At 70.6% G+C, this 23,397-nt stretch carries 21 protein-coding genes and 1 rRNA gene; 5 read left to right on the top strand and 17 right to left on the bottom strand.

Annotated elements, in window-relative coordinates; translation table 11 throughout:
- Positions 1 to 23: 23 nt before the first annotated feature.
- From pssA to AB0J46_RS40270, 12 genes are all read right to left on the bottom strand, one after another.
- Complete coding sequence (gene pssA / locus AB0J46_RS40325; protein WP_357983442.1) at positions 24 to 851, bottom strand: CDP-diacylglycerol--serine O-phosphatidyltransferase; 828 nt, start codon at positions 849 to 851, stop codon at positions 24 to 26.
- Complete coding sequence (locus AB0J46_RS40320) at positions 838 to 1,479, bottom strand: phosphatidylserine decarboxylase (protein WP_352329585.1); 642 nt, start codon at positions 1,477 to 1,479, stop codon at positions 838 to 840. The genes pssA and AB0J46_RS40320 overlap by 14 nt, the downstream gene beginning before the upstream one ends.
- A 108-nt stretch (positions 1,480 to 1,587) precedes the next feature.
- A complete protein-coding gene (locus AB0J46_RS40315; protein ID WP_352364449.1) occupies positions 1,588 to 2,571 on the bottom strand; it encodes a TerC family protein in 984 nt (327 codons plus the stop codon).
- 176 nt (positions 2,572 to 2,747) lie between these two features.
- Positions 2,748 to 3,848, bottom strand: a complete 1,101-nt coding sequence (locus AB0J46_RS40310; RefSeq protein WP_364340231.1) for a glycosyltransferase — start codon at positions 3,846 to 3,848, stop codon at positions 2,748 to 2,750.
- 865 nt (positions 3,849 to 4,713) lie between these two features.
- Positions 4,714 to 6,306 carry a lipid II flippase MurJ gene (locus AB0J46_RS40305; protein WP_364340008.1) on the bottom strand — a complete coding sequence of 531 codons (1,593 nt, stop codon included), beginning with the start codon at positions 6,304 to 6,306 and terminating at the stop codon, positions 4,714 to 4,716.
- A 72-nt stretch (positions 6,307 to 6,378) separates the two neighbouring features.
- Positions 6,379 to 7,230, bottom strand: coding sequence for a hypothetical protein (locus tag AB0J46_RS40300; RefSeq protein ID WP_364340006.1), 852 nt, complete (start codon positions 7,228 to 7,230; stop codon positions 6,379 to 6,381).
- A 1-nt stretch (position 7,231) separates the two neighbouring features.
- Positions 7,232 to 8,206, bottom strand: a complete 975-nt coding sequence (locus AB0J46_RS40295; RefSeq protein ID WP_364340004.1) for a copper transporter — start codon at positions 8,204 to 8,206, stop codon at positions 7,232 to 7,234.
- Positions 8,203 to 9,399, bottom strand: coding sequence for a putative cytokinetic ring protein SteA (gene steA, locus AB0J46_RS40290; protein ID WP_364340230.1), 1,197 nt, complete (start codon positions 9,397 to 9,399; stop codon positions 8,203 to 8,205). Before steA ends, AB0J46_RS40295 begins: the two co-directional genes overlap by 4 nt.
- 73 nt (positions 9,400 to 9,472) lie before the next feature.
- Complete coding sequence (gene recN, locus AB0J46_RS40285; protein ID WP_364340002.1) at positions 9,473 to 11,182, bottom strand: DNA repair protein RecN; 1,710 nt, start codon at positions 11,180 to 11,182, stop codon at positions 9,473 to 9,475.
- Positions 11,183 to 11,276: 94 nt separating this feature from the next.
- Positions 11,277 to 12,179, bottom strand: coding sequence for an NAD kinase (locus AB0J46_RS40280; RefSeq protein ID WP_364340000.1), 903 nt, complete (start codon positions 12,177 to 12,179; stop codon positions 11,277 to 11,279).
- Positions 12,176 to 12,988, bottom strand: a complete 813-nt coding sequence (locus AB0J46_RS40275) for a TlyA family RNA methyltransferase (protein ID WP_352364461.1) — start codon at positions 12,986 to 12,988, stop codon at positions 12,176 to 12,178. Before AB0J46_RS40275 ends, AB0J46_RS40280 begins: the two co-directional genes overlap by 4 nt.
- A complete protein-coding gene (locus tag AB0J46_RS40270; RefSeq protein WP_352326208.1) occupies positions 12,985 to 13,158 on the bottom strand; it encodes a hypothetical protein in 174 nt (57 codons plus the stop codon). Before AB0J46_RS40270 ends, AB0J46_RS40275 begins: the two co-directional genes overlap by 4 nt.
- Before the next feature lie 127 nt (positions 13,159 to 13,285).
- Here AB0J46_RS40270 and AB0J46_RS40265 point away from each other — a divergent pair, with 127 nt between their 5' ends.
- On the top strand, positions 13,286 to 13,633 hold the full coding sequence (locus AB0J46_RS40265; RefSeq protein ID WP_364339998.1) for an SCP2 sterol-binding domain-containing protein: 348 nt from the start codon (positions 13,286 to 13,288) through the stop codon (positions 13,631 to 13,633).
- Positions 13,634 to 13,979: 346 nt separating this feature from the next.
- Here the strand turns inward: AB0J46_RS40265 and AB0J46_RS40260 are convergent, their stop codons facing one another.
- Positions 13,980 to 14,951, bottom strand: coding sequence for an HAD-IIA family hydrolase (locus AB0J46_RS40260; protein WP_364339996.1), 972 nt, complete (start codon positions 14,949 to 14,951; stop codon positions 13,980 to 13,982).
- Between the two features lie 121 nt (positions 14,952 to 15,072).
- Here AB0J46_RS40260 and AB0J46_RS40255 point away from each other — a divergent pair, with 121 nt between their 5' ends.
- A complete protein-coding gene (locus AB0J46_RS40255) occupies positions 15,073 to 15,510 on the top strand; it encodes a TipAS antibiotic-recognition domain-containing protein (protein ID WP_364339994.1) in 438 nt (145 codons plus the stop codon).
- Between the two features lie 804 nt (positions 15,511 to 16,314).
- Here the strand turns inward: AB0J46_RS40255 and AB0J46_RS40250 are convergent.
- The gene (locus tag AB0J46_RS40250; RefSeq protein WP_352326203.1) at positions 16,315 to 16,740 is read right to left on the bottom strand and encodes a tetratricopeptide repeat protein; all 426 of its coding nucleotides are present in this window, start codon (positions 16,738 to 16,740) and stop codon (positions 16,315 to 16,317) included.
- 114 nt (positions 16,741 to 16,854) lie between these two features.
- Between AB0J46_RS40250 and AB0J46_RS40245 the strand changes: the two genes are divergently transcribed.
- On the top strand, positions 16,855 to 18,408 hold the full coding sequence (locus tag AB0J46_RS40245) for a DUF1015 domain-containing protein (RefSeq protein WP_364339992.1): 1,554 nt from the start codon (positions 16,855 to 16,857) through the stop codon (positions 18,406 to 18,408).
- Between the two features lie 82 nt (positions 18,409 to 18,490).
- Here the strand turns inward: AB0J46_RS40245 and AB0J46_RS40240 are convergent, their stop codons facing one another.
- The gene (locus tag AB0J46_RS40240) at positions 18,491 to 18,883 is read right to left on the bottom strand and encodes a single-stranded DNA-binding protein (protein ID WP_364339990.1); all 393 of its coding nucleotides are present in this window, start codon (positions 18,881 to 18,883) and stop codon (positions 18,491 to 18,493) included.
- Positions 18,884 to 18,993: 110 nt separating this feature from the next.
- Here AB0J46_RS40240 and AB0J46_RS40235 point away from each other — a divergent pair, with 110 nt between their 5' ends.
- Entirely contained in the window at positions 18,994 to 19,920 is a 927-nt protein-coding gene (locus AB0J46_RS40235; RefSeq protein ID WP_364339988.1) for an MBL fold metallo-hydrolase, read from the top strand.
- A gap of 81 nt (positions 19,921 to 20,001) precedes the next feature.
- Here AB0J46_RS40235 and AB0J46_RS40230 read toward each other — a convergent pair whose 3' ends face one another.
- The gene (locus AB0J46_RS40230; protein ID WP_364339986.1) at positions 20,002 to 21,006 is read right to left on the bottom strand and encodes a hypothetical protein; all 1,005 of its coding nucleotides are present in this window, start codon (positions 21,004 to 21,006) and stop codon (positions 20,002 to 20,004) included.
- Between AB0J46_RS40230 and AB0J46_RS40225 the strand changes: the two genes are divergently transcribed.
- Positions 20,950 to 22,368 carry a hypothetical protein gene (locus AB0J46_RS40225; RefSeq protein ID WP_364339983.1) on the top strand — a complete coding sequence of 473 codons (1,419 nt, stop codon included), beginning with the start codon at positions 20,950 to 20,952 and terminating at the stop codon, positions 22,366 to 22,368. The two genes, AB0J46_RS40230 and AB0J46_RS40225, sit on opposite strands and share 57 nt — an antisense overlap.
- 941 nt (positions 22,369 to 23,309) lie before the next feature.
- Here AB0J46_RS40225 and rrf read toward each other — a convergent pair.
- A 5S ribosomal RNA gene (gene rrf / locus AB0J46_RS40220) occupies positions 23,310 to 23,397 on the bottom strand; the annotation flags it as partial.

Raw genomic sequence — 23,397 nt, 5'->3', positions numbered from 1 at the left:
GCCGAAGATGGATGAAAAATCCCCTAGTTGCCGATTCGCTCGGCTTCCTTGCGCAGCTCCCGCTTGTAGAACAACATGCGCAGCGGGATGGCCGCGACGAGCGCGATCTGCATGGTCGCGCCGATCTTGATCGGCAGGTCGCCGCCTTCCGGCCAGGCCACCCAGAACGTGAGGAAGGCCACGTTCACCATGATCCACCCGAGGACGACCGCGGCGAGCTGCCCCTTCGGCTTGGGGTACTCGATCCGGCTGACCATCAGCCAGGCCACGCCGAGCACCGCGAACAGCGCCCAGATGCTGGGCTGGAACAGCAGCACGATGGAGATCACGGTCATGGCGCCCATGGGGATGGGCAGGCCCATGAAGTCGCCGCTCTTGGTCTTGACGCACGCGAAGCGCGCCAGGCGTACGACACCGGCGACCAGCACGGCCGCCGCGGCGGTGACCACCGCGATGAACGGCACCGAAGGCGGCGCGCCGACACCCCAGATCACGACCATGAACGCGGGCGCGAACCCGAAGCTGATCACGTCGGCCAGGTTGTCCAGCTCGGCGCCCATCGCCGAGGCGCGGAAGCGCCGCGCGACGAGCCCGTCGAACAGGTCGCAGGTCGCGCCGATGAGCAGCAGGACGATGGCGGTGGCGAAGTAGCTCGGCGTGGGCGTGAACTTGCCGTCGGCGACCGTGAGCTGCTGAATCGCCGAGTAGGCCAGGACGCAGACGGCGAGGAACCCGCAGACCGCGTTGCCCAGCGAGAGCGAGTCCGCGGCGGACAGGCGGAACGCCTTGCCCACGGGACCGCGGGGCTCTTCCTCGCCCGCCTGCCAGCTGCCGGCGTCAGCCGTGGTCAATTCTGGTCACCCCCGCAACCGTCTTCTCCCCCACGGTGACCGCGGGCGAGATGCCTTCGGGAAGGTAGATGTCGACCCGCGAGCCGAACCGGATGAGCCCGATGCGCTCGGTCTGCGCCACCTTCGCCCCGGCGCTCAGGTACGGCACGATCCGGCGCGCCACGGCGCCTGCGATCTGCACCATCTCGATGTCGCCCAGCGCGGTCTCGAAATGCCACACCACGCGCTCGTTCTGGTCACTGTCCTTGTTGAACGCCGGCAGGAACCCACCTGCGACATGCTGCACGGACGTGACATTTCCCGCAAGAGGGGCACGATTGACGTGCACGTTCAGGGGGCTCATGAAGATCGCGACGCGGGTGCGGCCGTCCGGCCAGGGGTCGATGCTCTGCACCACGCCGTCGGCGGGCGACAGGATGCGCCCCTCGCCAGGAGTGCGCTCGGGGTCGCGGAAGAACCAGAGCATGCCGCCCGTGAGCGCACCCAGCGGGGCCGCAGCCAGGGCCCAGCGCCGGTCTCGGCGCGTCAGCAGCGCGGTGGCGGCCGCCGCGGCCGCCGTCGGGAGGAGCCACGGGGAGACCCCGCGCGCGAGCCGGACGCGGCTCGACTTAGCAGAATCGTCTGACACGTACAACCTTTGGTGGTGACTGGACTAGGCGCTTTGCCATGCTGTTACGGAACTCGCAACTATTACACGGCGCAACTTCACAAGCAAAGCGCCTCGATAGCCGTTCCGCTAGACCTGCTCCGGGTGCGTGTGCTCGCCTTCGCCGCTCGTCATGCGGGCTTTGATCAGGCTCGCAACCGTGGTGATCGCCATGGTGGAGCCGATGACCGTGAGCGACACCCAGATGGGAATTTCGGGTGCCCAGGAGACGCCGCTGGCATGCAACGCCTCCATTATCAGCTTAACCCCGATGAACCCGAGGATGAACGCCAAACCATAGCTGATGTAGACGAGTCGCTGCAGCAACCCGCCCAGCAGGAAGTAAAGCTGACGCAGCCCCATCAGGGCAAACGCGTTGGCCGTGAAGACGACGTAGGGGTCCTTGGTGAGCCCGAAGATGGCCGGAATCGAGTCGAGGGCGAACAGCAGGTCGGTGGTGCCGATGGCGACCATCACGATGAGCATGGGGGTCACCATGCGGCGGCCGTCGATCTTGACACTGACCTTCGAGCCGACGTACCCCTCGGTGGTCGGGAAGGCCCGGCGCACCCACCTGAGCAGGATGTTCTCGTTGAACTCGTCTTCCTCGCCCTTGAGGTGCTGCCGGATCAGGTTGACGGCGGTGTAGACGAGGAAGGCGCCGAAGACGTAGAAGAGCCAGCTGAACCGCTCAAGCGCGGCGGCGCCGAGCGCGATGAAGATGCCGCGCATGACCAGCGCGAGCACGATGCCGACGAGCAGCACCTTGTGCTGGTAGGGCCGCGGCACCGCGAACCTGCTCATGATGATGAAGAAGATGAACAGGTTGTCGACGCTCAAGCTGTATTCAGTGATGTACCCGGCGAAGAACTCCCCCGCCTTGTCGGCCCCGAAGGTGGCCCACAACCCCACACCGAACAACGCGGCCAGGGCGACATAGAAGGTGACCCAATATCCGGCCTGCCGCATGGAGAACTCACGGGCTTCACCGCGGTCGACGATCCAAAGGTCAAAGGCGAGGACGACCAGCAGACCGCCGATGACGGCGATCCAGGCCCACACGGGTACGGTCACGATTCAAACCCTCCGGCATGCATGACTCATTGCCGGAGGTCTCTCCCGCCCGCGAACAACGCGGACCGGCAGCCCCGGGGGCCCCGTGGAGCGGGGCTGCACCGTGATGACGAGGCTGTCGCGAAGGGATACTCCCCTCCCTAACCCACGCAGTATACGCCGACACTCTGATCTCATCATCCATTCGATCTTGCCCCCTCGTACACCCCGAGGACGCTCTCCACGGCATCGTCACCGTCCGGCAACTCCCGTCCGCGCCGGGCGGCCGCCTCGGCCAGCGTCCGCGCGACCTCCGGCTCGCCCAGGACCTTGCGCAACGCGCTGCGCAGCCCTTCGGCGTCCCCGTACGGCACCAGCATCCCCGCGTCACCGACCAGCCACGGAATTCCGCCGACGTCCGAGGCCACCACCGGCGTGCCCGCCATCAGTGCCTCGCTGAGGCTGAGCGGCAGCCCTTCCCAGCGGCTGCAGTTGACCACGACGGACGCGGCCGCCAGCAGGTCGGGGACGTCGTCCCGGTCTCCGAGAAGCAGGACGGGAAGGTTCCGGGACCGGATCCGGTCCTCCAGTTCCGCCCGCAACGGCCCCTCACCCGCGACGGCGAACAGGGGCGCCGGCGACTCCCACGGCCCGGCCGCCACGTCCAGCAGGGTGTCGAGCCCCTTCTGCTGGGCGAGCCGGGCGATCGTCAGCACCAGGGGACGATCACCCGCCCCCAGTTCCGCCCGCACCTCCTCGGGCCTGCGCCGGGCGGCCCGGAGCGGCGGCGCGGGCACCACCGCCTCCGCCACCTCCCGAGCGCCCAGGACGCTCATCCGCTCCGCCAGATCCGGCGAGACCACCAGCACCCGGTCGGCCCGCCGCGCCACGATCCGCTCCAGCACCCCGTAGACGAACCCCACGAAACCGCCGGCGGTAAGCGCATTGTGCAGGGTGACCACCACCCCCGGCCCCTCCCGGCCATCGCCCCTTCGCTTCCCCTGACCTCTGAACGCCCTCAGTGCCAGGCTCGCCAACGCCCCCGCTCGCAGGCCATGGGCGTGCACGACGTCGGCGTCGCGCGTCAGCCGCCGGATCGCGAGCACCGCGCGCAGGTCGTTCAGCGGATGCGGCCGGTCCGACACGGGCACCTCGGCGAACGCGGCTCCCGCCGCCCGGAAGGAGAACGCCTCCTCGACACTCCCCGGCCCCACCACCGCCGCCTGGTGGCCGCGCTGCACCAGCCCTTCGACGAGCATCCGTACATGCCGCCCGGTCCCACCCGACGTGGTCCCCATCACAAAAGCCACCCGCACGACCCCTCCTGAGCCCTCACCGGAAACCGCAGCCACACCTCAAAGCTGAAACCGTAACCCGAATCACGCCACAGCTTCCCGATCTCACCCGCCAACCCACCGACGCCCAGTACCTGCCCCCACAGGCACCTGAGCCTCAAGGGCCCCCGACCACCACGCCTTGGTCCGCCATGACCACCAACCAAGCAACCAACCGCGCAGGCCCCTGTGCCCCAAGCCAGGGATCCACGGTTCCCAAGCCCATGGCACGTTCTTGATGCCGGGCAGTTCGACAGCCCCTGAGCCTCACGGGCCCCAGAAATGTGGGCACCTTCACAGCCCGGCCAGCCCTGCGGGCGCCTGGCCCGCAAAAGGTCAAGCACCACTGGAACCACGTGCCCGATACCCTGCTGCCCCTTCCAAGGCCAGCAACCTTCCAGAGGCCACGCCCCCAGGTGGCTCCTGGCCCTGCATGGCCCGCCACCCAACACAGGTCAGCCCCTCGAAGGCAAGCTTTCGAGGAAGCCCTGCCTCACACAGAAGACCTCGCACCGCGGAACCAGCACCAACTGCAAGCCACCCGCGGCAGAAGAACAGAAACTACGGAAAACCAGGAGCCGCGCCACCACGAACCGCGCCACCAGACGTGCCAGCCCCAGAAGCCCCGCGTGACCAGCCGTCCGCCCCCAGAAACGCGACCCAGCTGCGCAAAGCCCCAGAAGCCGCACGGAACCAGCCGTACAGGACCAGCCGTCCGAGCGTCCGAAGCCAAGCGCGGCCAGCCGTCCGCCCCCGAAGCCATGCGCGACGACCAGTAACCGCCGGAGCGCACCCACCGCACAACAGGCAGAGGATCAGTGGCCGTGGATCAGCCGCCCCGTCGGAGCAGCCCGGCCACCACCCTGGCATCCGGCCGGTCCACCACCGCAACGACGACAGCCCCCACCACGACGGCCACCACCACCGCCAGCACCACCGCACCCACATTCGGCCAGATGCCCGAGACGCCGAGCCACCTCACCACCCCAGCCCCCGCCAGGTACCCCAGCACACCACCGACGACCGCCGCCCCCGCGGCCCGGGGCAGCCCCGCCGCGGCACCGCTCCCGCGCGCCCGCACCACGGCCCCGAGCAGCAACACCCCACCGGCGGTCATGCCGACGCTCATCCCCAGCGCCATCCCACCGATCTTCCACCCGGCGGGCAGCAGCAGCACCAGCACGGTCTGCGCGACGATGACGACCAGCCACCCCGCCACCGTCCCGGTGGCGGCCGCCCGCCCGAGCCCGGCCGCGTAGAGCACCCGGCTCAGATGGGCGATGAGCCCGTAGCCGACGATGCCCGGCGCGAACAGCGCGATCGCCAGGGCCAGCTGAGGCGGCGGCACCTCGCTCCTGCCTCCCAGGAACACCACCGCCCCAGGCCCCGACGCGGCGGCCAGCACCCCAGCCGCCAGCCCCGTGACCAGCACCACGGCCCGCGTGGTCCGCGCCGCCAGCGCCGAGAACGCGACCGCGTCGCCCGCCTGCGCCGACAGCCGGGGGAACGCGCTGGTGGCGATCGGCACGGCCAGCACCGCGTACGGCACCAGGTAGATCGCCCACGCGTAGTTGTAGACGGTGAGGGCCCCGTTGCCGATCGCCTTGTTCGACAGCAGCACGACGACGATCATGGCGGCCTGCTGGGCGAGCAGCGCCGCGATCCCGGCCAGGGCGAGCCTGCGCACCTGCCCGGCCACGCCGTCGGGGAACCGTAAGGTGGGCCGCCACCGAAGCCCCAGCCGCGACACGGGCCCGACCACGGTCAGCACGAGCGAGAGCACGCCCAGGCTGGTGCCCACCGACAACGCCAGCTCGGCCGGCCCGGGCAGATGAGCCGGGTCGACGGTCCCCGAGCTGAGCGGCACGAACAGCAGGTACGCCACGATGACCACGATGCTGGACACCAGCGGCGCGACCGCGGGCCCGGCGAAGCGGCTGTGCGACTGCAGCACGCCGTAGAGCACGACGGCCACACCGTACAGCGGGATCTGGGGGGCGAAGACGACCAGCATCCGGGTGGCCACGGCGACGAGCTGGGTCGTGTCGCACCCGTTGACGGCCTCGCCGAGGAACAGCCCGATGACCGGCCGGGCGAACAACGCGGTGAGCGCCCCCAGCGGCACCAGGACCACGACGACCCACGTCAGCAGCGCCGAGCTGATGTGCCCGGTGCGCTCGCGCGAGGCCGCGGACCCGGCCAGCACCGGCACCACCATGCCCGCCAGCGCACCTCCGACGACGACCTCGAAGACGATGTTGGGGATCTGGTTGGCCGTCATGTAGGCGGTGGACAGACAGTTGGTGCCGACGGTCTGGGCGAAGGCGTACTGCTTGGCGAAGCCGGCGATCCGGGCCAGCACGGTGAGCGCCCCGATGAGCAGGGCGCCACCCGCCACGCCCCGCGCCGTCACGCTCCGCACCCGGCCTCCCCCGCCCAGTATCCGGTCACGCCGACATCCTGGCAGGTACCACCGACAATCGCGCGCGGAGGGTCACACGTGGTCGACGGGACGCCGCCCGAGCATGTCGAGTCGGTTGAGCACCGGGTTCGCGGCGATGACCTTGGTGAAGCTGACCTTCTCCGAGGCCGCGGTGAGCGCCGCGACCGTGCCCAGGAGGACGAGCCTGCCGGGCCTGCCGAGCTTGGTGACCGCGGCCAGCCCGAGCAGGGCGCCGAGCGAGTTGGCGCCCGCGTCGCCGAGCATGGCGCGCTCGCCGAGGTCGTCGGGCAGCAGCGCCGCGGCGGCGCCCAGCGGCACGGCGGCCAGGGCCGCGGCGGCGGGCGAGGAGCGCAGCAGCGAGACGGCCAGCAGCGGCCCGCCGGCCAGCAGCCCGACCTTGATCGCCCGCCCGGGACGCAGGTCGAACAGGTTGGCGAGGTTGGCGGCGCCGGCGATGGCCGCGCCGTTGACCAGGGTGTCGACGGGCCCGTCGGAGACGAGGGCGGCGGCGCCCAGCCCGGTGGCGCCGATCCCGAGGATCTTGACCGCGCCGCTGGTGACCTCACCGCGGGCCAGAGCCGTCAGATGGCCCTTGAATCCCTTGGAGGACGTGGTGCCGTAGAGGTCGTCGTAGGCCCCGAGGGCCCCGGTGCCGACGCCGGCCAGCACCGCGGCCAGCCGGGTACGCGGCGCCAGGCCGGGCGTGAGCGCGGCCGCGGCGCCGGAGCCCGCCACGAACGCGGGCCCCTCCAGCAGGGTGATGGGCTCGCCGCGGTGATTCTTGCGCGTCCAGCGCCCGCCCAGATCGGCCGGACGATTCCGGGTGAAGGCGGAGTAGGCGGCACGGGCGGCGGCGGCACCGATCGCGGCGCCGGCCAGCGCGTAGAGCAGGCCACGGGCCATGTCAGCTCCCTGACTGGGTCGGTGAGGGTGTGGTGGTCGGCAGCGCGGGCTGGGTGGCCGAGGCCCCCTTGCCGATGCCGTACTGGCCGGCCCGCCCGCTCAGTTGCTCCCGGAGAGCGTAGACGACCACGACCCGGCCCGTGGGCATATCGACGGTATCGACGGTGGACACGCGCTTGGCGACATCGCCGTCGTCGCGCAGGGCACTGACGGCGCCCCCGGTGACGGCCGTGTTGGCGGCGCTGCCGGTCAGCACCGCCCCCTTGCCCGCGGCGTCGAGCCGGTCGGCGACGGAGACGAGCGCGCCCAGCTGGGTCTCGGCCTGCTCCCCCTCGTACGCCTTCTCCGGCGCGAACATCACCGCCAGCATGGCCCGCTTGGCGGGGTCGCCGTCGGTGCTGACCAGCCCGCCCGCCTCGAACCCGCTGATGACGGCGGCGGTCGCGGCATTGGGGGTGCCTGCCTGGGCCTGGTCGGTGGTGAGCAGCGTGGAGGCGAGAAGTGCGCCGGCCTTGTCCCAGACGGTCGCCGTGGACGGGAAGACCATGTCGACCGGTTTGAGCTGGTTGACCAGGCCGTCGAGCACACCGCTGCGGTCGGGGTCGAAGAACTTCTCGGTCAGCGTGACGCGCCCGCTCACCTCGGCGCCCGCCTCCTCCAGCACCTGCTGCTCGGCCTCGCGGAACGTGGTGCTCGACCCCGGCGCCTCGACCAGCAGCACGCGCTGGCCGGTCAGCTCGCCGGCCACCAGCTTCGGAGTGACGCTGGTGACGAAGGCGTCGTTGCCCGCCTCGCGGCCCTGGAGCTGGTCGATCTGCACGCGCAGCTCGTCCTTGGTCTTGGTGAGCTGCGCGGAGATCTCCTGCGCGGACTTGACCGCGGGCTCCTGCAGCAGCGTGGTGCCCAGGACGATCCCGACCGCCAGCGCCAGGAAGATCGCGACGATGGAGACGACGTGGTAGCGAAAATCGATCACGAGAAGAGTCCGACCAGCCAGAAGATGAATGCGTTCCAGACGTCTTGCAGGCCGTTCAGCCAGGTCTGGCCGAGCGGCGACAGGAAGAGCGCCACCCCCATGGTGATCAGGGCGGTGATCACGAGCATCAGGAGCTGGGAGGTGGTGATGCGGCTGCGGTAGAGCCTGCTCACGCCCTTGGCGTCGATGAGCTTGCTGCCGATGATCAGCCGGGTCAGGAAGGTGCTGGCCATGCCGGAGCGGCCCTTGTCGAGGAACTCCTCCAGGGTGCCGTGCGTGCCGACCGCGACGATCAGCTCGGCGCCCTTGTCGTCGGCCAGGAGCATCGCGATGTCCTCGCTGGTGCCGGTGGCCGGGAAGATGACCGCCTCGCGGCCGAGCTGGTGCACCCGCTCCAGGCCAGGGGCGCGGCCGTCGCGGTAGGCGTGCACGACGAGCTCGGCGCCGCAGGTCAGGGCCTTGGTCGAGACGGAGTCGAAGTCGCCCACGATCACGTCGGGGAGGTAACCGGCCTCCAGCAGCGCGTCGGCGCCGCCGTCGACGCCGACGAGGACGGGGCGGTATTCCCTGATGTAGGGACGGAGGGTGGCGATGTCTTCCTTGTAGTGATATCCGCGCACCACGATGAGGACATGTCTGCCCTCCATCGGGGTGCGGATCTCAGGCACGCCGACTCCGTCGATGAGAAGCTTGCCTTCACCGCGAACGTATTCCATCGTGTTGACGGCGAAAGCCTCGATCTGCACGGCCAGCCCGGCGCGCGCCTCGGCCATGGCGGCCTCGACGGCCTCGGCCGTCTGCTCCTCGCCCTTGCCCACGACGTCGTCGTCGAGGTAGATGACGCCCTCGTGGAGGCGGATGACGTCGCCGTCCTTGACGCGTTCGAACAGCTCGGGATTGGCGTTGTCGACGAACGGCATGCCCGCCTCGAGCAGGATCTGCGGACCCAGGTTGGGATAGCGGCCACTGATGCCCGCGGCGACGTTGACCACAGCCGCCGCGCCGCACGCGACGAGCGCCTCCGCGCTGACCCGGTCAACGTCGACGTGGTCGATAATCGCTATTTCCCCGGGCTGGAGGCGCTTGGTCAGCCTCTTGGTTCGCCGGTCGATTCTCGCCACTGCCGTCACACCGGGAAGGTCACCGACCTTCCTGCCACGGAGGCCCGGCATCTTGCTCCCCGGAACCTTCATCATGACCATCCTGCCAGAGGGAAACAGCGCGGAGGCCAAGCACTACGCCGCGTGTCCACTATGTCACGCTGAATCACCTGTCGGCCGCTGCGAGCCCCAGCAGCTCCTCCGCATGCGCCCGGCCCAGTTCGGAGTCCTCCAGACCGGCCAGCATGCGCGACAGTTCGCGGACGCGCCCCTCGTGGTTGAGCGTGACGACCCCGCTGCGCACGACGCTGCCGTCGCTGGCCTTCTCGACGACCAGATGCTGGTCGGCGAAGGCCGCCACCTGTGGGAGGTGGGTGACGACGATCACCTGCGCGGTGCGTGCGAGCCGGGCCAGCCGGCGCCCGATCTCGACCGCGGCCTTGCCGCCGACCCCCGCGTCGACCTCGTCGAACACGAACGTGGGCACCGGGTCGGCACCGGCGAACACGACCTCGATGGCGAGCATGACGCGGCTCAGCTCACCGCCGGAGGCGCCCTTGTTGAGCGGCAGCGGCGGCGCGGCCGGGTGGGCGGCCATCCGCAGCTCCACCTCGTCGACGCCCTCCGGGCCGAAGTCGGCGCTCTGGGTGAGCTGCACCACGACCCGGGCGTGGGGCATGGCCAGCGCGGTCAGCTCTTCGGTCACGGCCTGGCCGAACCGCTCGGCGGCGGCCTCGCGCACCTTGGTCAGCTCGGCGGCCAGGGTGGTGAGCCTGGTGGTGAGCTCCTCGTGCTCGCGGGTGAGCTCCTCGATGCGCTCGTCGTCGCCTTCGAGCTCGCCCAGGCGGGCGGCCGCCTGCTGGGCCCAGGCCAGCACCCCCGCGCTGTCCTCGGCGTACTTCCTGATCAGGCTGCCCAGCACGGACCTGCGTTCCTGCACGGCTCCCAGACGGGCGGGGTCGGCCTCGATGGACTCGGCGTAGGCGGCCAGGTCGGTGGCGACGTCGGAGATCAGGTATCCGGCCTCGGCGAGCCGGTCGGCCACGCCGGCGAGCTGGGGGTCGTAGTCGCGCACCGCCTCGACGGCCGCGCGGGCCTCCCCGAGCAGCGAGATCACGTCACGGGCGCCGCCGCCGGCCTCCATCGGGTCGCCGAGCAGCGCGGTGTGGGACGTGGTGGCGGCACTGCGCAGGGCGTCGGCGTGCGAGAGACGCTCCTCCTCCTCGCGCAGCTCGGCGTCCTCGCCCGGCTTGGGGTCGACCTTCTCGATCTCCTCCAGGCCGAACCGCAGCCGGTCGGCCTCCTGGGCACGCTCCCTGGCCTGGGTGGTCAGCTCGTCGAGCAGCGCCCCGACCTGCTTGTGCCGCTTGTACGCCTGTGAATACGCCCGCAACGGCTTGACCAGCTCGTTTCCGGCGTAACGGTCGAGCGCGGCGCGCTGCCTGGCGGCCTGCAGCAGTCGCTGCTGGTCCATCTGCCCGTGCACCGCCACCAGGTCGTCGGCCAGGTACGTCAGCGTGCCGACGGGCACCGTACGGCCCCCGAGCCAGGCCCTGGAACGGCCCTCGGCCGAGACGGTGCGCGAGATGATCAACTCGCCGTCCTCGACCTCACCGCCGAGATCCTCGACCTGCTGGGCGACCCGGCCGCCGGGCTCGACGACGAGCGTGCCCTCCACGGTCGCCTTGTCGGCCCCCGGACGGATGCGCGAGGGATCGGCCCGGCCGCCGAACAGCAGCCCGAGCCCCGTGACGACCATCGTCTTGCCCGCGCCGGTCTCGCCGGTGACCACGTTGAAGCCCGGCGAAAGCTCGAGTACGGCCTCGTCGATGACGCCGAGCCCCTGGATGCGGACCTCCTCGACCCTTGGTCGCACTGCCCACTCCCGTCACTGCCGTGCCTGATGGCCGGTCGATTGTCTCCGGACACCTGTTGCCCATGGGATCCTACGCGCTCCGCCCTCCATTCATTCAGGGTCGCACTCTCCCGCGCCATCCCTGAACCGGTAGTTCGAACTTGGCGACCAGCCTGTCGGTGAAGGGCGCGCCGGTGTTCTCGACGCCGTGCAGACGGGCCAGGCGCACCGGCTCGGCGCCCCTGCGCACCTCCACACGCGACCCGGAGGGCAGCTCGAAACGGCGGCGGCCGTCGCACCACAGAACGCCGCCCGGAGTGTCCGGCAGGATCTCCACGGCCATCGTGGACCGGGGCGAGACCACCAGCGGCCGCGCGAACAGCGCGTGGGCGCTGATCGGCACCAGGAGCAGCGCCTCGACCTCCGGCCAGACCACCGGCCCGCCGGCCGAGAACGCATACGCCGTCGAACCCGTAGGAGTGGCACATATCACGCCGTCGCAGCCCCAGCGGGACAGCGGCCGCCCGTCGATCTCGGCGACCACCTCCAGCATGCGTTCCTGCTTCTCCACGGTGACCTCGTTGAGCGCCCACGTGTCGGCGATCACCCGGCCGTTCTGCCTGGCCAGGACGTCGATCGTCATGCGCTCCTCGACGTCGTAGCGCCCGGCGACCACACTGTCGACCGCCGCGGCCAGGTCGGCCACCTCCGCCTCGGCCAGGAACCCGACGTGCCCGAGGTTGACCCCGAGCAGCGGCGTGCCGGCGGGCTTGGCCAGCTCGGCCGAGCGCAGCAACGAGCCGTCGCCGCCGAGCACGATCATGACCTCGGCGTCCTTGGCCGAGCCCGGGTCGTCACTGGGGACGACCTCCACCCCGCCACAGCCGATGTCACGTGCCTCGGTGTCCAGGACGCGCACGTTGATGCCCGCCCCGACCAGCCGGTTGATGACCAGACGGGCGCTCTCGACGGCGGCGCCCCGCCCGGTGTGGACGGCGACCAGCACGGTCCGGTTCATTGCGGCCCTTCCGCGACGGCACGCTGGATCTCGGCATCGAGCTCGGCGACGGGCGGATCACCCTCTCCTTTGCCCAGCCACAGCAGGTATTCGACATTTCCGGAAGGGCCGGGCAGCGGGCTCGCGGTCACGCCCCGCACGCTCAGCCCCAGCTCCTGCGCCTTGGCCGCGGCCTCGCGCACCGACCTGGCCCGCAGCTCGGGGTCGCGCACCACACCGCCCGCGCCCACGAGCTCCTTGCCCACCTCGAACTGCGGCTTGACCAGCATGACGAAGTCGGCCCGCGGCGCGGCGACCTGCGCCAGCGCGGGCAGCACGAGCCGCAGTGAGATGAACGACAGGTCGCCCACGACCAGCGTGGGCGGCTCGCCGACCATGTCGGGGGTCAGGTCGCGCACGTTGACGCGTTCCATCACGGTCACCCGCTCGTCGGTGCGCAGCGACCAGGCGAGCTGGCCGTAGCCGACGTCGACGGCGAGCACATGGGCCGCGCCGTGGCGCAGCAGCACGTCGGTGAAGCCGCCCGTGGAGGCTCCCGCGTCGAGGCACCTGCGCCCCTCCACCGACAGGCTCTTGAACGCCTCCAGCGCCCCGAGCAGTTTGTGCGCTCCCCGCGAAACATAGTCGGGCCCGTCGGCCGACTCGGCGACGACGATGGCCGAGGCGGTGTCGACCTGGGTCGCGGGCTTGTGCGCCTGCTGGCCGCCCACGCTGACCCGCCCGGCCTCGATGAGCTGGGCGGCCTGCTCGCGCGACCTGGCCAGCCCGCGGCGCACCAGCTCGCTGTCGAGACGGATCCTGCGGCTCACCGCTCGCCCAGCGCTTCGTCGCCCGCACCCGCGAGAGTGGACTCCAGCCCGGCGAACGCCTCCTCGAACACCGCCACGTGCTCGTTCACCGGCAGCTCGCCCACACGACCGAGACCGGCCACGATGGCGTCGACCCGCTCGTCACCGGTCTCCTCCGGCAGCTCACTCATGACTCGACCGTAACGCCTCGGGCGAGCGCCCGGGACCTTGGCAGGCGTGTCACGCGTTGAAGCTCATACGGGGGTGCTAGTGATGTGGAACGCTACCGACCGCAAAGGGAAAGAAAGGATGCCCAACATGGCAAGCGTCGAGGAGTGCCGGGCGGCACTGGCCAGGCTCGTCGCCCAGTTCGACGAGATCGGCGCGGAGGATCGTGCCAAACACGTGGTCGAGCGCACGGTCAGCGCCCGGGTCTCCGACCTCGACATGATCTTCTACGGGCGGCTGCACCACGGGGGGCTCGACCCCTTCACCGAGGAGCCGCCGGCGGGCGGCAAACCGGCCGACGTGAAGATCACCATCGCGAGCGACGACCTGGTCGCGCTGGTCGACGGCGAACTGGATCTGGCCCGCGCCCTGCTCGGAGGGCGGGTGAAGATCGACGCGAGCTTCGGCGACCTGCTGCGCCTGCGCAAGCTGATCTGACCGGTTCCGTTCAGGTGGCTCTTCAACGTCCTACGTAGCTGCGCAGCGCGTGTGTTCGCTGTCAGGCAACTACTCGGCGCGTGCGTTAACTGTTAGGCGACAAGCGAACAGCGAACCTGCCCCTCGACCCCCGACCGACTGAGCCGCCCTCCGGCGGCCACGTCGCCCCCATCTGACGCTTTCCCGACAAGCCCCCCGCATCATGGCGCTGCCCCTGCACCACGCGCGTGGACGAGCCCGTCGTGTTGCGAGCCGTGGAAGAAGGACGCCGACACGACAGGGCTCGTGGGCTCCTGGCCGCGCCTGGCGGGAAAGACAAGGTCGAGGCGGCCCCGCGCCGATCGCCTTACCCCACGCGCTTCAGGACGTCCTTGACCGCGTCCTCCCCGATCCGCCCTTCCCCGGCGGCCGTCCAGGCGGCGTCGCAGGCCGCGCGCAGGCCGTCGATCCGGCTGCCGTCGCCTTCGAGGTGCAGCGTCCCGTCGCGCCACTCGGCCCGCCATCCCCCGCAGGAGCCGTCCCGGACGTCGGGATAGGGCTGGACCAGCGCGCCGAGGTCCTCGGCCAGGTACGTGGGCCGGTGCCGGGGCCCAGCGGTCAGCACGTCGAGCGGGGTGGCCACCCCGGTGAACACCAGCAGGCTCTCCGCCCCCGCGTTGGAGGCCCCTTCGATGTCGGTGTCCAGCCGATCCCCCACGACCAGCGGCCGCCGGGCGCCCGTACGAATCATCGACTCCCGGTGCAACGGCGGATCCGGCTTACCGGCGTACACCGGTTCGACCCCGGTGGCGGCGGCGATGACCCGGACCATTGCCCCGTTCCCCGGCAGTTCGCCCCGCCCGGTCGGCATGGTGCTGTCAGCGTTGGAGGCCACGAACAGCGCACCCTGCCGTACGGCCAGCGCCCCCTCCGACAGCAGGGCGTACGACAAACCGGGAGCAATCCCCTGAACCACCGCCGCGGGCGACTCGGCCGCGACGGACACCGGCCTGAGCCCATGAGCCCGTACGGCCACCCGCAGCCCCGACCCGCCCACGACCAGCACCGCGGCGCCCGGAGCCACCCGCTCGGCGACCAGTCGCGCGGCCGCCTGCGCCGAGGTCACCACATCGGCCGCCGTGGCCGGGACGCCGAGTTCCCGCAGGTGAGCGGCGATGGCGGCGGGCGTCCTGGAGGCGTTGTTGGTCACGTAGGCGAGCCGGACCCCCCTGCCCTGCGCCTCCTCCAGCGCCTGCCTCGCCCCGGGAACCGCGTGCTGTCCGAGATAGACCACACCGTCGAGGTCGAGCAGCAGGGTGTCATAGCCGTCAATCAGCACAGCGCCTCTTCCCGTTTGACTCTCACGCCGCGTGAGACTTTAGCGTCGCCTTCGTACCCCGCCACAGGAAGCCCTCTCCTCGTGGATCGGGAAACCCGCAACCGCAACCGGAAGGATGACCATGTCCCGCGAGCCCGACGCCACGGCCGAGGAACGTGCAGAACCCCTCGACGCTCCCGCCCATGACGAGTACGCGGCGGAGGCCGAAGAACGCTGGGGCGGCACACACGCCTGGGCCGAATCCGCACGCCGCACCTCGACGTACACGAAGGAGGACTGGCAGCGGCACGAGGCCGAGGCAGCCGCCCTCTCGGCCCGCCTCGCCGACGCGATGCACGCCGACGTCCCGGCAGACGGCGACCTCGCGATGGACCTGGCCGAGGAACACCGCGCCCACCTCTCCCGCTGGTTCTACGACTGCACGTACGACATCCACCGCGGCCTGGCCGACCTGTACGTCTCCGCCCCCCGCTTCACCGCCACCTTCGACCGCACGTCGCCCGGCCTGGCCGCCTACCTCCGATCCGCCATCCTCGCCAACGCCACCCGCCACGGCTGACCCCTGCCACCTGACCAGTCGCATAGCCGTGATGCCGTGCATGGAAGGCGACGGCCGACAAGCCCGGAACTGGAGGCACGGCCCTCAAGGCGCCGTTCCGCCGCGCGAACCGGGCAAAGACCCTCACGGCAGCCTTCCGCCGCTTCCACGATGGTGGTGCAGCCAAATACGGCCACGGCATGCCTGATCCCTTACGCAAGGCAGCCATGGCATGCCTGCACGCTCAAACTGGGACGGCCTGGGCAGCCACGACGGCTGCATTCGCCGTACCCCGCCCCTAGAGCACTCGGCTGGGAAAGCCACCGCACAGGCCCCATATGTCCCAGCAGGTCGTGTTCTCCGCACAACCCGAGTCGGTCGCTCAGCAGCTGGGAAGCCACTTCTCTGGTACCGGGCGGAGTCGTCACCACCGGCCAGGTGCTCGGGGTCGACGGCGGGCAAATGCCGCGATGTCCCTCGGCCGCCGTCAGCGGCTGGGGACCGCGCGGACATGGCCGCCCATGCGTGACGGCATGAACGCCTCGTCGAGGCCCCGGAAGGCCCCCAGCGACAGCGTCACTCCTATGGGCCGACCGGGGCACGGCATAGTCGCGTGCCGGGCCACGGATACGCGCCGTCCAGCACAGGGCCAGACCAAGGAAGCGCTCTGCCGCGACGACGCCCGCTCAGCACGACGGGCCGGAACCAAACACCGCGGAAGGCTCCCGCCCGAGCTGATGCCCCAAGGAGGATCGAAACGCCCAGGTGGCACAGTCGCTTGGGACACGACGTTCGCCATGGCCGGCTCCCGCGCCCGCCTGCCCCCTACATCTCTCGGCGAGCCCTCAACGTCGCCCGCACGCTCTTCAAGGCCGACACGTAATGCCGCTCGTCCGGCCGCATGGCCACCGCGATGGCCAGCGGCTCCTGAGCGCCTTCAAGATCCCCTGTACGCCACAACGACAAGCCCAGCCCGAAGTACGCATAATCCTCAGCCGGGTTCGCATCCACGATCTGCCGGAAGCTGGCCGCGGCCTCCGCGTACTGGCGGGAGTTGAACTGCGCCCGAGCCAGCGCCTCAAGGATGCTCCGGGACTGCGGCTCAGCAGCGGCGGCCCGCTCCAGCAACGCCGCGGCAGCAGCCGGACTCCCCTCCTTCAGCAACTTCACGCCACGCTGATACCAGTCGTAGACACCGCCCCCGGGAACGCCACCCACGGACTCATCGTGACCGTTTCCGCCCTGAACCATGCGTGAGGACTCCTTCATCGCTGGACGACGAACCTCGCTCCCGCTCCGCCGCGTAAGGGGCGCGACAGCAAACGATTGGGGCAACTCCTGGTAGGCGCAAGCATTTATGGGAGCATGCCCGGTATGGGGACTCCTGAACTGCCGGTGCCTGACGGACTGGTGCTACGGCCCTTCCGAGGCGTACGTTTCGATGTCGAAGATCCCGCCAAGGTGACCTCCCCACCGTACGACCTGATCAGCGACGCGGACGTCGAAGCCCTCCTTGCCTCCCACCCGAACAACGTCGTCCGCCTCATCCTTCCCTGCAACCCCGAAGCGACACCCGCCACCGAACCCGGCACCCCACGCGTCCCGGCCGGTACCCCGCCCAGACTCCGCCACCGGACCGAGGTGCCGCTCGAAGCCCGTTACTCCGAGGCCAGGGACACCCTGAGGGCCTGGCTGGACGCCGGCGTCCTCGTGGCCGACGACACCCCCGCCCTGTACGTGTACGAGCAGAGCGGCCCGCACATCCTGCAGCGCGGCCTGATCGGCGACGTCGGCCTGGTCGACCCCGCCGAGCGCGTCATCCTCCCCCACGAGGACGTCATGCCCGGCCCCATCGCCGACCGGCTGGCTCTCATGAGCACCACCGAGGCCAACCTCGAACCCATCTTCCTGCTCTACAACGGCGACAACGGCAAGGCGACCCGCCTGGTGGACGAGGTGGCCGCCAAACGACCGCCCCTCGTCACGGCCGGAACCGAGGACGGCCTCACCCACCGTCTGTGGGCGATCACCGACCAGGACGAGATAGCCGCCATCAACGCCGACCTGCGCAACCGTCAGGCCCTGATCGCCGACGGCCACCACCGGTACGCCACCTACCGCGTCCTCCAGCGTCAGGAGCACGCCGCCCGCCAAGCCCTGCGGGACGGAACCCACCAGGCCACGCCCTACGCTCCCCAGGCTTCTCAGCACGCCCCCCTCAACGCGGCTCCGGACCGCCCCGTAACGCCCTCTCCCAGCCCAGTCACCTCGTTCCGGCACGAGCTGACCGATCACCTGGCCCATCCGTCGGCGGAACCGGCCTCCGCCCCGGCCGACCCCCGGCAGGCGCTGGGCCCCTGGGACTTCGGGCTGGCCCTGATCGTCGACTCCACCGCCTACCCACCCGACCTCAAGGCCATCCACCGCGTCATCCCCGGTCTCCCCTTGACCGAGGCCGCCGCCAGGGCCAGGGGCGCCTGGCAGGTGCACGACTACGACGACCTGGCGCAGGGCCTGGAGGCACTGCAGAACGCGGCCGAGCCCGCCTTCCTGCTCGCCGGGGAGAGCGGCACCCATCTGCTCACCGACCCCGACCCGGTGCAGCTGAACCTGGCGATGCCGGACCACCATTCGGACCGCTGGAACTCGCTGAACACCTCCATCCTGAGCGAGTTCATCCTGCCCAAGGTGTGGGGCATGGAGGACGACGAGCGGGCCGTACGCATCGTCCACCACGACACCGAGGCGGCGTTGCGGCTCGCGATCCAGACGGGAGGCACAGCTGTCATCCTCAAGCCGCTCATGGTCCATGACGTGCTGGCGGTCGCCGCGGGCGGCGAACGAGTGCCCCGCAAGTCCACCTCCTTCGGCCCCAAACCGCGTACCGGCCTGGTCCTGCGCACGTTCGCCATCGACTGACGCCGCCCCTGCCGCGTGGCCGCGCCTCCCCTGCCCACCTCCGAGCGCTCTCCGGGGCGGCGCCTCGCCATCGCCGGCAAGGTCACCCCGCCCCGGCCAACTGAGCCACCTGTCGCGGCCCCCGGCTCGGAACCATCTCCTCAGACGGCTCAGGAACCGTCTCCTCGACAGGTCTGACGGCACTGACCTCCACCTCGTACCGCCAGATCTTGGCGGCGGCCGGGCCGAAGACCCGGCAGCGGAACGCGCCCGTGACCTCGATGAAGTCCCGCGGTTTGAGGCCCCGCACGATCTCCGCCACCTCGGGATCGAACGTGACGCACGGGATGCTGTCGGTGAGAGCCGGGCCTCGCCGGTGCCTGCGCCGGCGGCGTACGATGACGCGCCACTTCGTGGCCATGTCGCCGCTCGGCATCGCGTATTCCTCGACCGCCGCCGACAGCCGCCCCACCAGCACGACCTCGTTCCGATCCATTGTCGTCCTCCCGTTTGTGTTCCGGAGGAGGTCACTCTCTACGATGAAGGGAAGCCCGGATCGATGCGAACGTCGTTCTGGGGATGACGGATGTACGCGCGGGAGTGCCTGTGGACAACATCACCGCACTAGGCGGCGACGTCTATGAGATCGACACCAAGATGGCCGGATACGCGGGCATCACCGCCGGCTACCTGATCCTGGGAGATCGTCCGTGCCTGGTGGAGACGGGCACCTCGACCTCGTCCCCCGTGGTGCGCGACGCGCTCGCCTCGCTCGGCGTCGGCCCGGACGACCTGGCCACCGTGGTGGTGACCCATATCCACCTGGACCACGCGGGCGGTGTGGGCGACATCGCGAAGTTCTTCCCGTCCGCGCAGGTAGTGGTACATGAGAAGGGCGCGCGCCATCTGGCCGATCCGTCGCGTCTGATGGCCAGCGCCCGGATGGTCTGGGGTGACCAGCTCGACACCCTCTTCGGCGAGCTGTCCCCCACCGAGGCCGAGCGGATCGTCGCCCTGGGCGACACCGGAGCCATCGACCTGGGCAACGGCCGCACGCTGAGCAGCCACTACTCGCCCGGCCACGCCAAGCACCACGTCGGCCTGATCGACTCCGCCACCGGAGACCTCTACGTCGGGGACGCCGCGGGCGTGTACCTGCCCCAGACCGGCGACCTGCGCCCCGCCACGCCGCCGCCGGACTTCGACCTTCAGACGGCCCTCGACTCGATCGCCCTGTTCCAGGCACTTGGTCCGCAACGGTTGCTGTTCAGCCATTATGGACCGGTCGGCGCCGTCCAGGAGACCCTTGAGCGGTCCGCCGAAGAGCTCCAGGTCTGGGTGGATCTCACCCGCCAGGCACACTCGGAGGGCCTCGACCTCGATCACGCGGTCGCCATGGTCCGCGACCGCACCAAGGAGCGCTACACCGCCCTGCAGTCGGACGATGTGACTGCCGAGCAGTTCGAGCTGCTGAGCGGCGCCCCGTCGAACGTCGCGGGCATCCTCCACTGGCTCAACCGCGTCGAACGATGACGACCGGCCGACCACACTCCATGTGACACAAAAAACTCCGCCGTACCCCTGATCATCAGGGGTACGGCGGAGCAGCAACACCTACTCGTCGTTCTTCTTCGGCCGGTCCTGAGCGGATTCGTCCGTCTCGACTTCCAGCACGTCACCGAAGTTCGGCTCGATGAACGCAGGCGTGATGCCCGGCGTCCCGGCCTCCGCCAGCTTCTCTTCCTCGCCACCGTCGGCGGGCTCGCCCGCCTCCGGCTCGGCCGTCTCAGCAGCGACGGCATCCTTCGGCTCGGCAGGCTCGACCGGCTCGGCAGGCTGCTCGGCGGCCTCGGGCTCCAGGAGGTCGTCCGCCTCGGCCAGGGCCTCGTCGTCCTCTTCCTCCTCCTCGGCCAGCTTGCCCGCGTCGGCGGCGCCGGCGTCGTCGAAGTCGTCCTCGGAGTCGAGATCCTCCTCGAAGTCCTCCTCGACGTCCTCGATGACGGCTCCGGTGAGCTCGGCGTAGCGCTCGGCCGCGTCCGTCTCCCCGTCCTCGTCGAAGGCCATCGCACGGGCGAACCAGTCGGTCGCCGCCTCCTGGTGCCCGGCGTCGGCCAGGGCGTCCGCATAGGCGAACGCGAGGCGCGCCGACCACGGCTTGGGCTGCGGGTCGCGCAGCTCGGGCAGGCGCTGGAGGGTGATCACGGCCGCGTCCTGCTGGCCGAGGTCACGCCTGGCGCCCGACTCGACGATGGTCAGCTCGATGCGTCCGGCCCGGTCGAGCCGCTCGGCCTCCGGCGAACGTACGAGATCGATGGCCCGCTCCGGACGGCCCAGACCGCGCTCGCAGTCGGCCATGACCGGCAGGTACGCGTCCGACCCCGTCATCCTCCTGGCCGCACGCAGGTCGCTAAGCGCCTCGGAGAAGTGTCCGGCCCGGTAGGCGACGATGCCTGCAGCCTCGCGTACGACACCGATGCGAGCGGCGAACCGACGCGCCACCTTGGTGTGTTCGTGCGCCTTGTCGGGGTCGTCCTCCTCCAGGGCGCGCTCGGCGGCGACCAGGTGCCTGCCGACCAGGTCGGAGAGGTCACCGGGCAGCGAACGCAGCTCCTCGCGCACTTCCTTGTCGAGCTCTTCTGCGGTGATGTCCGGTGCCACCTCGGGCAGCCTCTCGCGCTGCGGGGCGTCGGAGTCGCGGTCCTCGCGGCCGTACCTGGCGCGGGTGCCGCCGCCCGGACGCTCCCCGCGGTCGTCACGCGAGAACGGACGCGACTCACGGTAGCCGCCACCCTCGCGACGAGGCCCGTAGGAGTCGTCGCGGCGCGGGCCGCGGTCGTAGCCAGCCTCGCGACGCGGACCCCGGTCGAACCCCTCACGACGCTGCCCGCCGCCGCGGTCGTCACGGAACCCACCCTCTCGGCGCGGCCCCCCTTCGCGACGCGGACCACGGTCACCGTAACCGCCGCCCTCACGACGCGGCCCACGGTCGAAGCCCTCACGACGCGGCCCCTGCTCGGAGCCCTCACCACGAGGACCACGGTCATAGCCTTCCCGGCGCGGGCCCCGGTCACCGAAGCGGTCGTCGCGGCGCTCGCCGTACCCACCGCCCTCACGGCGCGGGCCCCGGTCGAAGCCTTCGCGACGCGGCCCGCGGTCGGAGCCTTCCCTGCGCGGACCGCGGTCAAAGCCCTCGCGACGCGGCCCGCGGTCGCGGTCGAAACCCTCACGACGCGGCCCCTGCTCGAAGCCCTCACGACGCGGACCCCGGTCAAAGCCTTCCCGACGCGGCCCACGGTCACCGAAACCGCCACCTTCACGGCGCGGCCCACGGTCACCGAAACCACCGCCCTCACGGCGCGGCCCACGGTCACCGAAACCACCGCCCTCACGGCGCGGCCCACGGTCACCGAAACCACCGCCCTCACGGCGCGGCCCGCGGTCGCCGTAGCCGCCGCCCTCACGCCGAGGTCCGCGGTCCTGGAAGGGACGACGCTCGTCGCCCTCACGCCGCGGCCCGCGATCGAAGCCCTCACGGCGGGGCCCGCGGTCACCGTAGCCGCCGCCCTCACGCCGAGGTCCGCGGTCCTGGTACGGACGGCGGTCATCGCCCTCACGGCGCGGCCCACGATCATCCCGGTCCCGGTAAGGCGGACGCTCGTCACCCTCACGCCGCGGCCCGCGATCGAAGCCCTCACGACGCGGACCCCGGTCAAAACCTTCACGACGCGGCCCGCGATCGCCGTACCGGCTCTCGCGTCGCTCGCCGCCGCCGCCCTCGCGGCGCTCGCCGTAGCTGCCGCTGCCTTCGCGGCGCTCACCGTAGCCGCCCTCGCGGCGGGGTCCGCGGTCGTCCCGGTCGCGGTAGGAGCGGCCCTCGTCCCGGAAACCGCCCTCGCGCCGCGGCGCACGCTCGTCGCGGGAACCCTCCCCGCTGCGGGGCGCTCTGTCCTCGCGGTTGTACGGCCGCGGCCGGCCCTCTGAACGGAACGGACGATCGCCACCGGAATCACGCCCGCGAGAGCCGTATCCGCCAGTCCTGCCGCCGCTGGAGCGCCTGTCCCCGTAGTCGCCGCGCCCGCGCTGTCCGCCGTCCGATCCGTTATCACTGTTCACTTCTGGTCCATTTCGTTGGCTCACTCAGCGGACTCACAACGGCGGTCCACCGTGGCTGGTCGCCGCCCGCCCTCGGGCCTTACGCGACGAAGGCCACCCGTGGGGGTGGCCCGCTCCCCCCAGCCTAGCAAGCCCCCGACCGTTAACGAGCCCTCCAGCTACCCACGACGATCCCAGCTTTCACCTCCACACACAGAACGCCGCTTCATAGAAAGACGCGGCAGTGATGTCATAGTCGTCCCCGGAGGCATTGGAGGAAGCCTCTGAACGATGAGTTCTGCGACAGACACATCGCGGACAAGCCTGTGGCTTATGGGGGCCCCTCACCACTGCTGGGCGCCAGGCGCCCCGAGAGGCGCTCTGCTCTGATGCAACCGATCCCGAAGGCGGCAGAACGACACCTAGCCCACCGCTCCTGCCAGGAGAGGCAGCCGGGGAATTGCCGTCGACCGTGTGCGCAGCAATTGGCTCACCGCCATTACCCATGGCAGCCTCACGAGGCTTATAAGCCGTCGCGCCCGATCTCCAGTCGTCGGAACGGAAAGTTGCTGACGTCGATGTGCTCGTATCCAAGAGGGACAAGCTGGGTGCGGAGAGCGCGTCAACACATGGGGTCTCCTACAGCGCACCGGCCCTGCCAGGCAACTCCAGGTGCGCGAGCCGGCTGGCACGACGCGACCTTGCGGCCGGCCCTGTCACACCGGATCGAACTCCCAAGGCGTCCAGCGCGCCCCTGAAGCTCTTCACCGGGAAACGTGTACAACGCAAAGAAGCCCCACACGATCCGTGTGGGGCTTCTTTGAAAGATTGTCCGGCGGTGACCTACTCTCCCACACCCTCCCGAGTGCAGTACCATCGGCGCAGAGAAGCTTAACTTCCGGGTTCGGAATGTAACCG

Source organism: Nonomuraea sp. NPDC049758 (assembly GCF_040674635.1).
GTDB lineage: Bacteria > Actinomycetota > Actinomycetes > Streptosporangiales > Streptosporangiaceae > Nonomuraea.
The sequence above is the reverse complement of the archived record's forward strand: the minus strand, read 5'-3'. Positions and strand labels throughout refer to the sequence as shown.

Excerpts from the sequence above, each read along its gene's own strand:
- AB0J46_RS40310 (WP_364340231.1), bottom strand. The coding sequence starts at position 3,848 with ATGGGGACCACGTCGGGTGGGACCGGGCGGCATGTACGGATGCTCGTC.
- AB0J46_RS40300 (WP_364340006.1), bottom strand. The coding sequence starts at position 7,230 with ATGGCCCGTGGCCTGCTCTACGCGCTGGCCGGCGCCGCGATCGGTGCC.
- steA (WP_364340230.1), bottom strand. The coding sequence starts at position 9,399 with ATGAAGGTTCCGGGGAGCAAGATGCCGGGCCTCCGTGGCAGGAAGGTC.
- AB0J46_RS40280 (WP_364340000.1), bottom strand. The coding sequence starts at position 12,179 with ATGAACCGGACCGTGCTGGTCGCCGTCCACACCGGGCGGGGCGCCGCC.
- AB0J46_RS40270 (WP_352326208.1), bottom strand. The coding sequence starts at position 13,158 with ATGAGTGAGCTGCCGGAGGAGACCGGTGACGAGCGGGTCGACGCCATC.
- AB0J46_RS40265 (WP_364339998.1), top strand. The coding sequence starts at position 13,286 with ATGGCAAGCGTCGAGGAGTGCCGGGCGGCACTGGCCAGGCTCGTCGCC.
- AB0J46_RS40255 (WP_364339994.1), top strand. The coding sequence starts at position 15,073 with ATGTCCCGCGAGCCCGACGCCACGGCCGAGGAACGTGCAGAACCCCTC.
- AB0J46_RS40250 (WP_352326203.1), bottom strand. The coding sequence starts at position 16,740 with ATGGTTCAGGGCGGAAACGGTCACGATGAGTCCGTGGGTGGCGTTCCC.
- AB0J46_RS40245 (WP_364339992.1), top strand. The coding sequence starts at position 16,855 with ATGCCCGGTATGGGGACTCCTGAACTGCCGGTGCCTGACGGACTGGTG.
- AB0J46_RS40240 (WP_364339990.1), bottom strand. The coding sequence starts at position 18,883 with ATGGATCGGAACGAGGTCGTGCTGGTGGGGCGGCTGTCGGCGGCGGTC.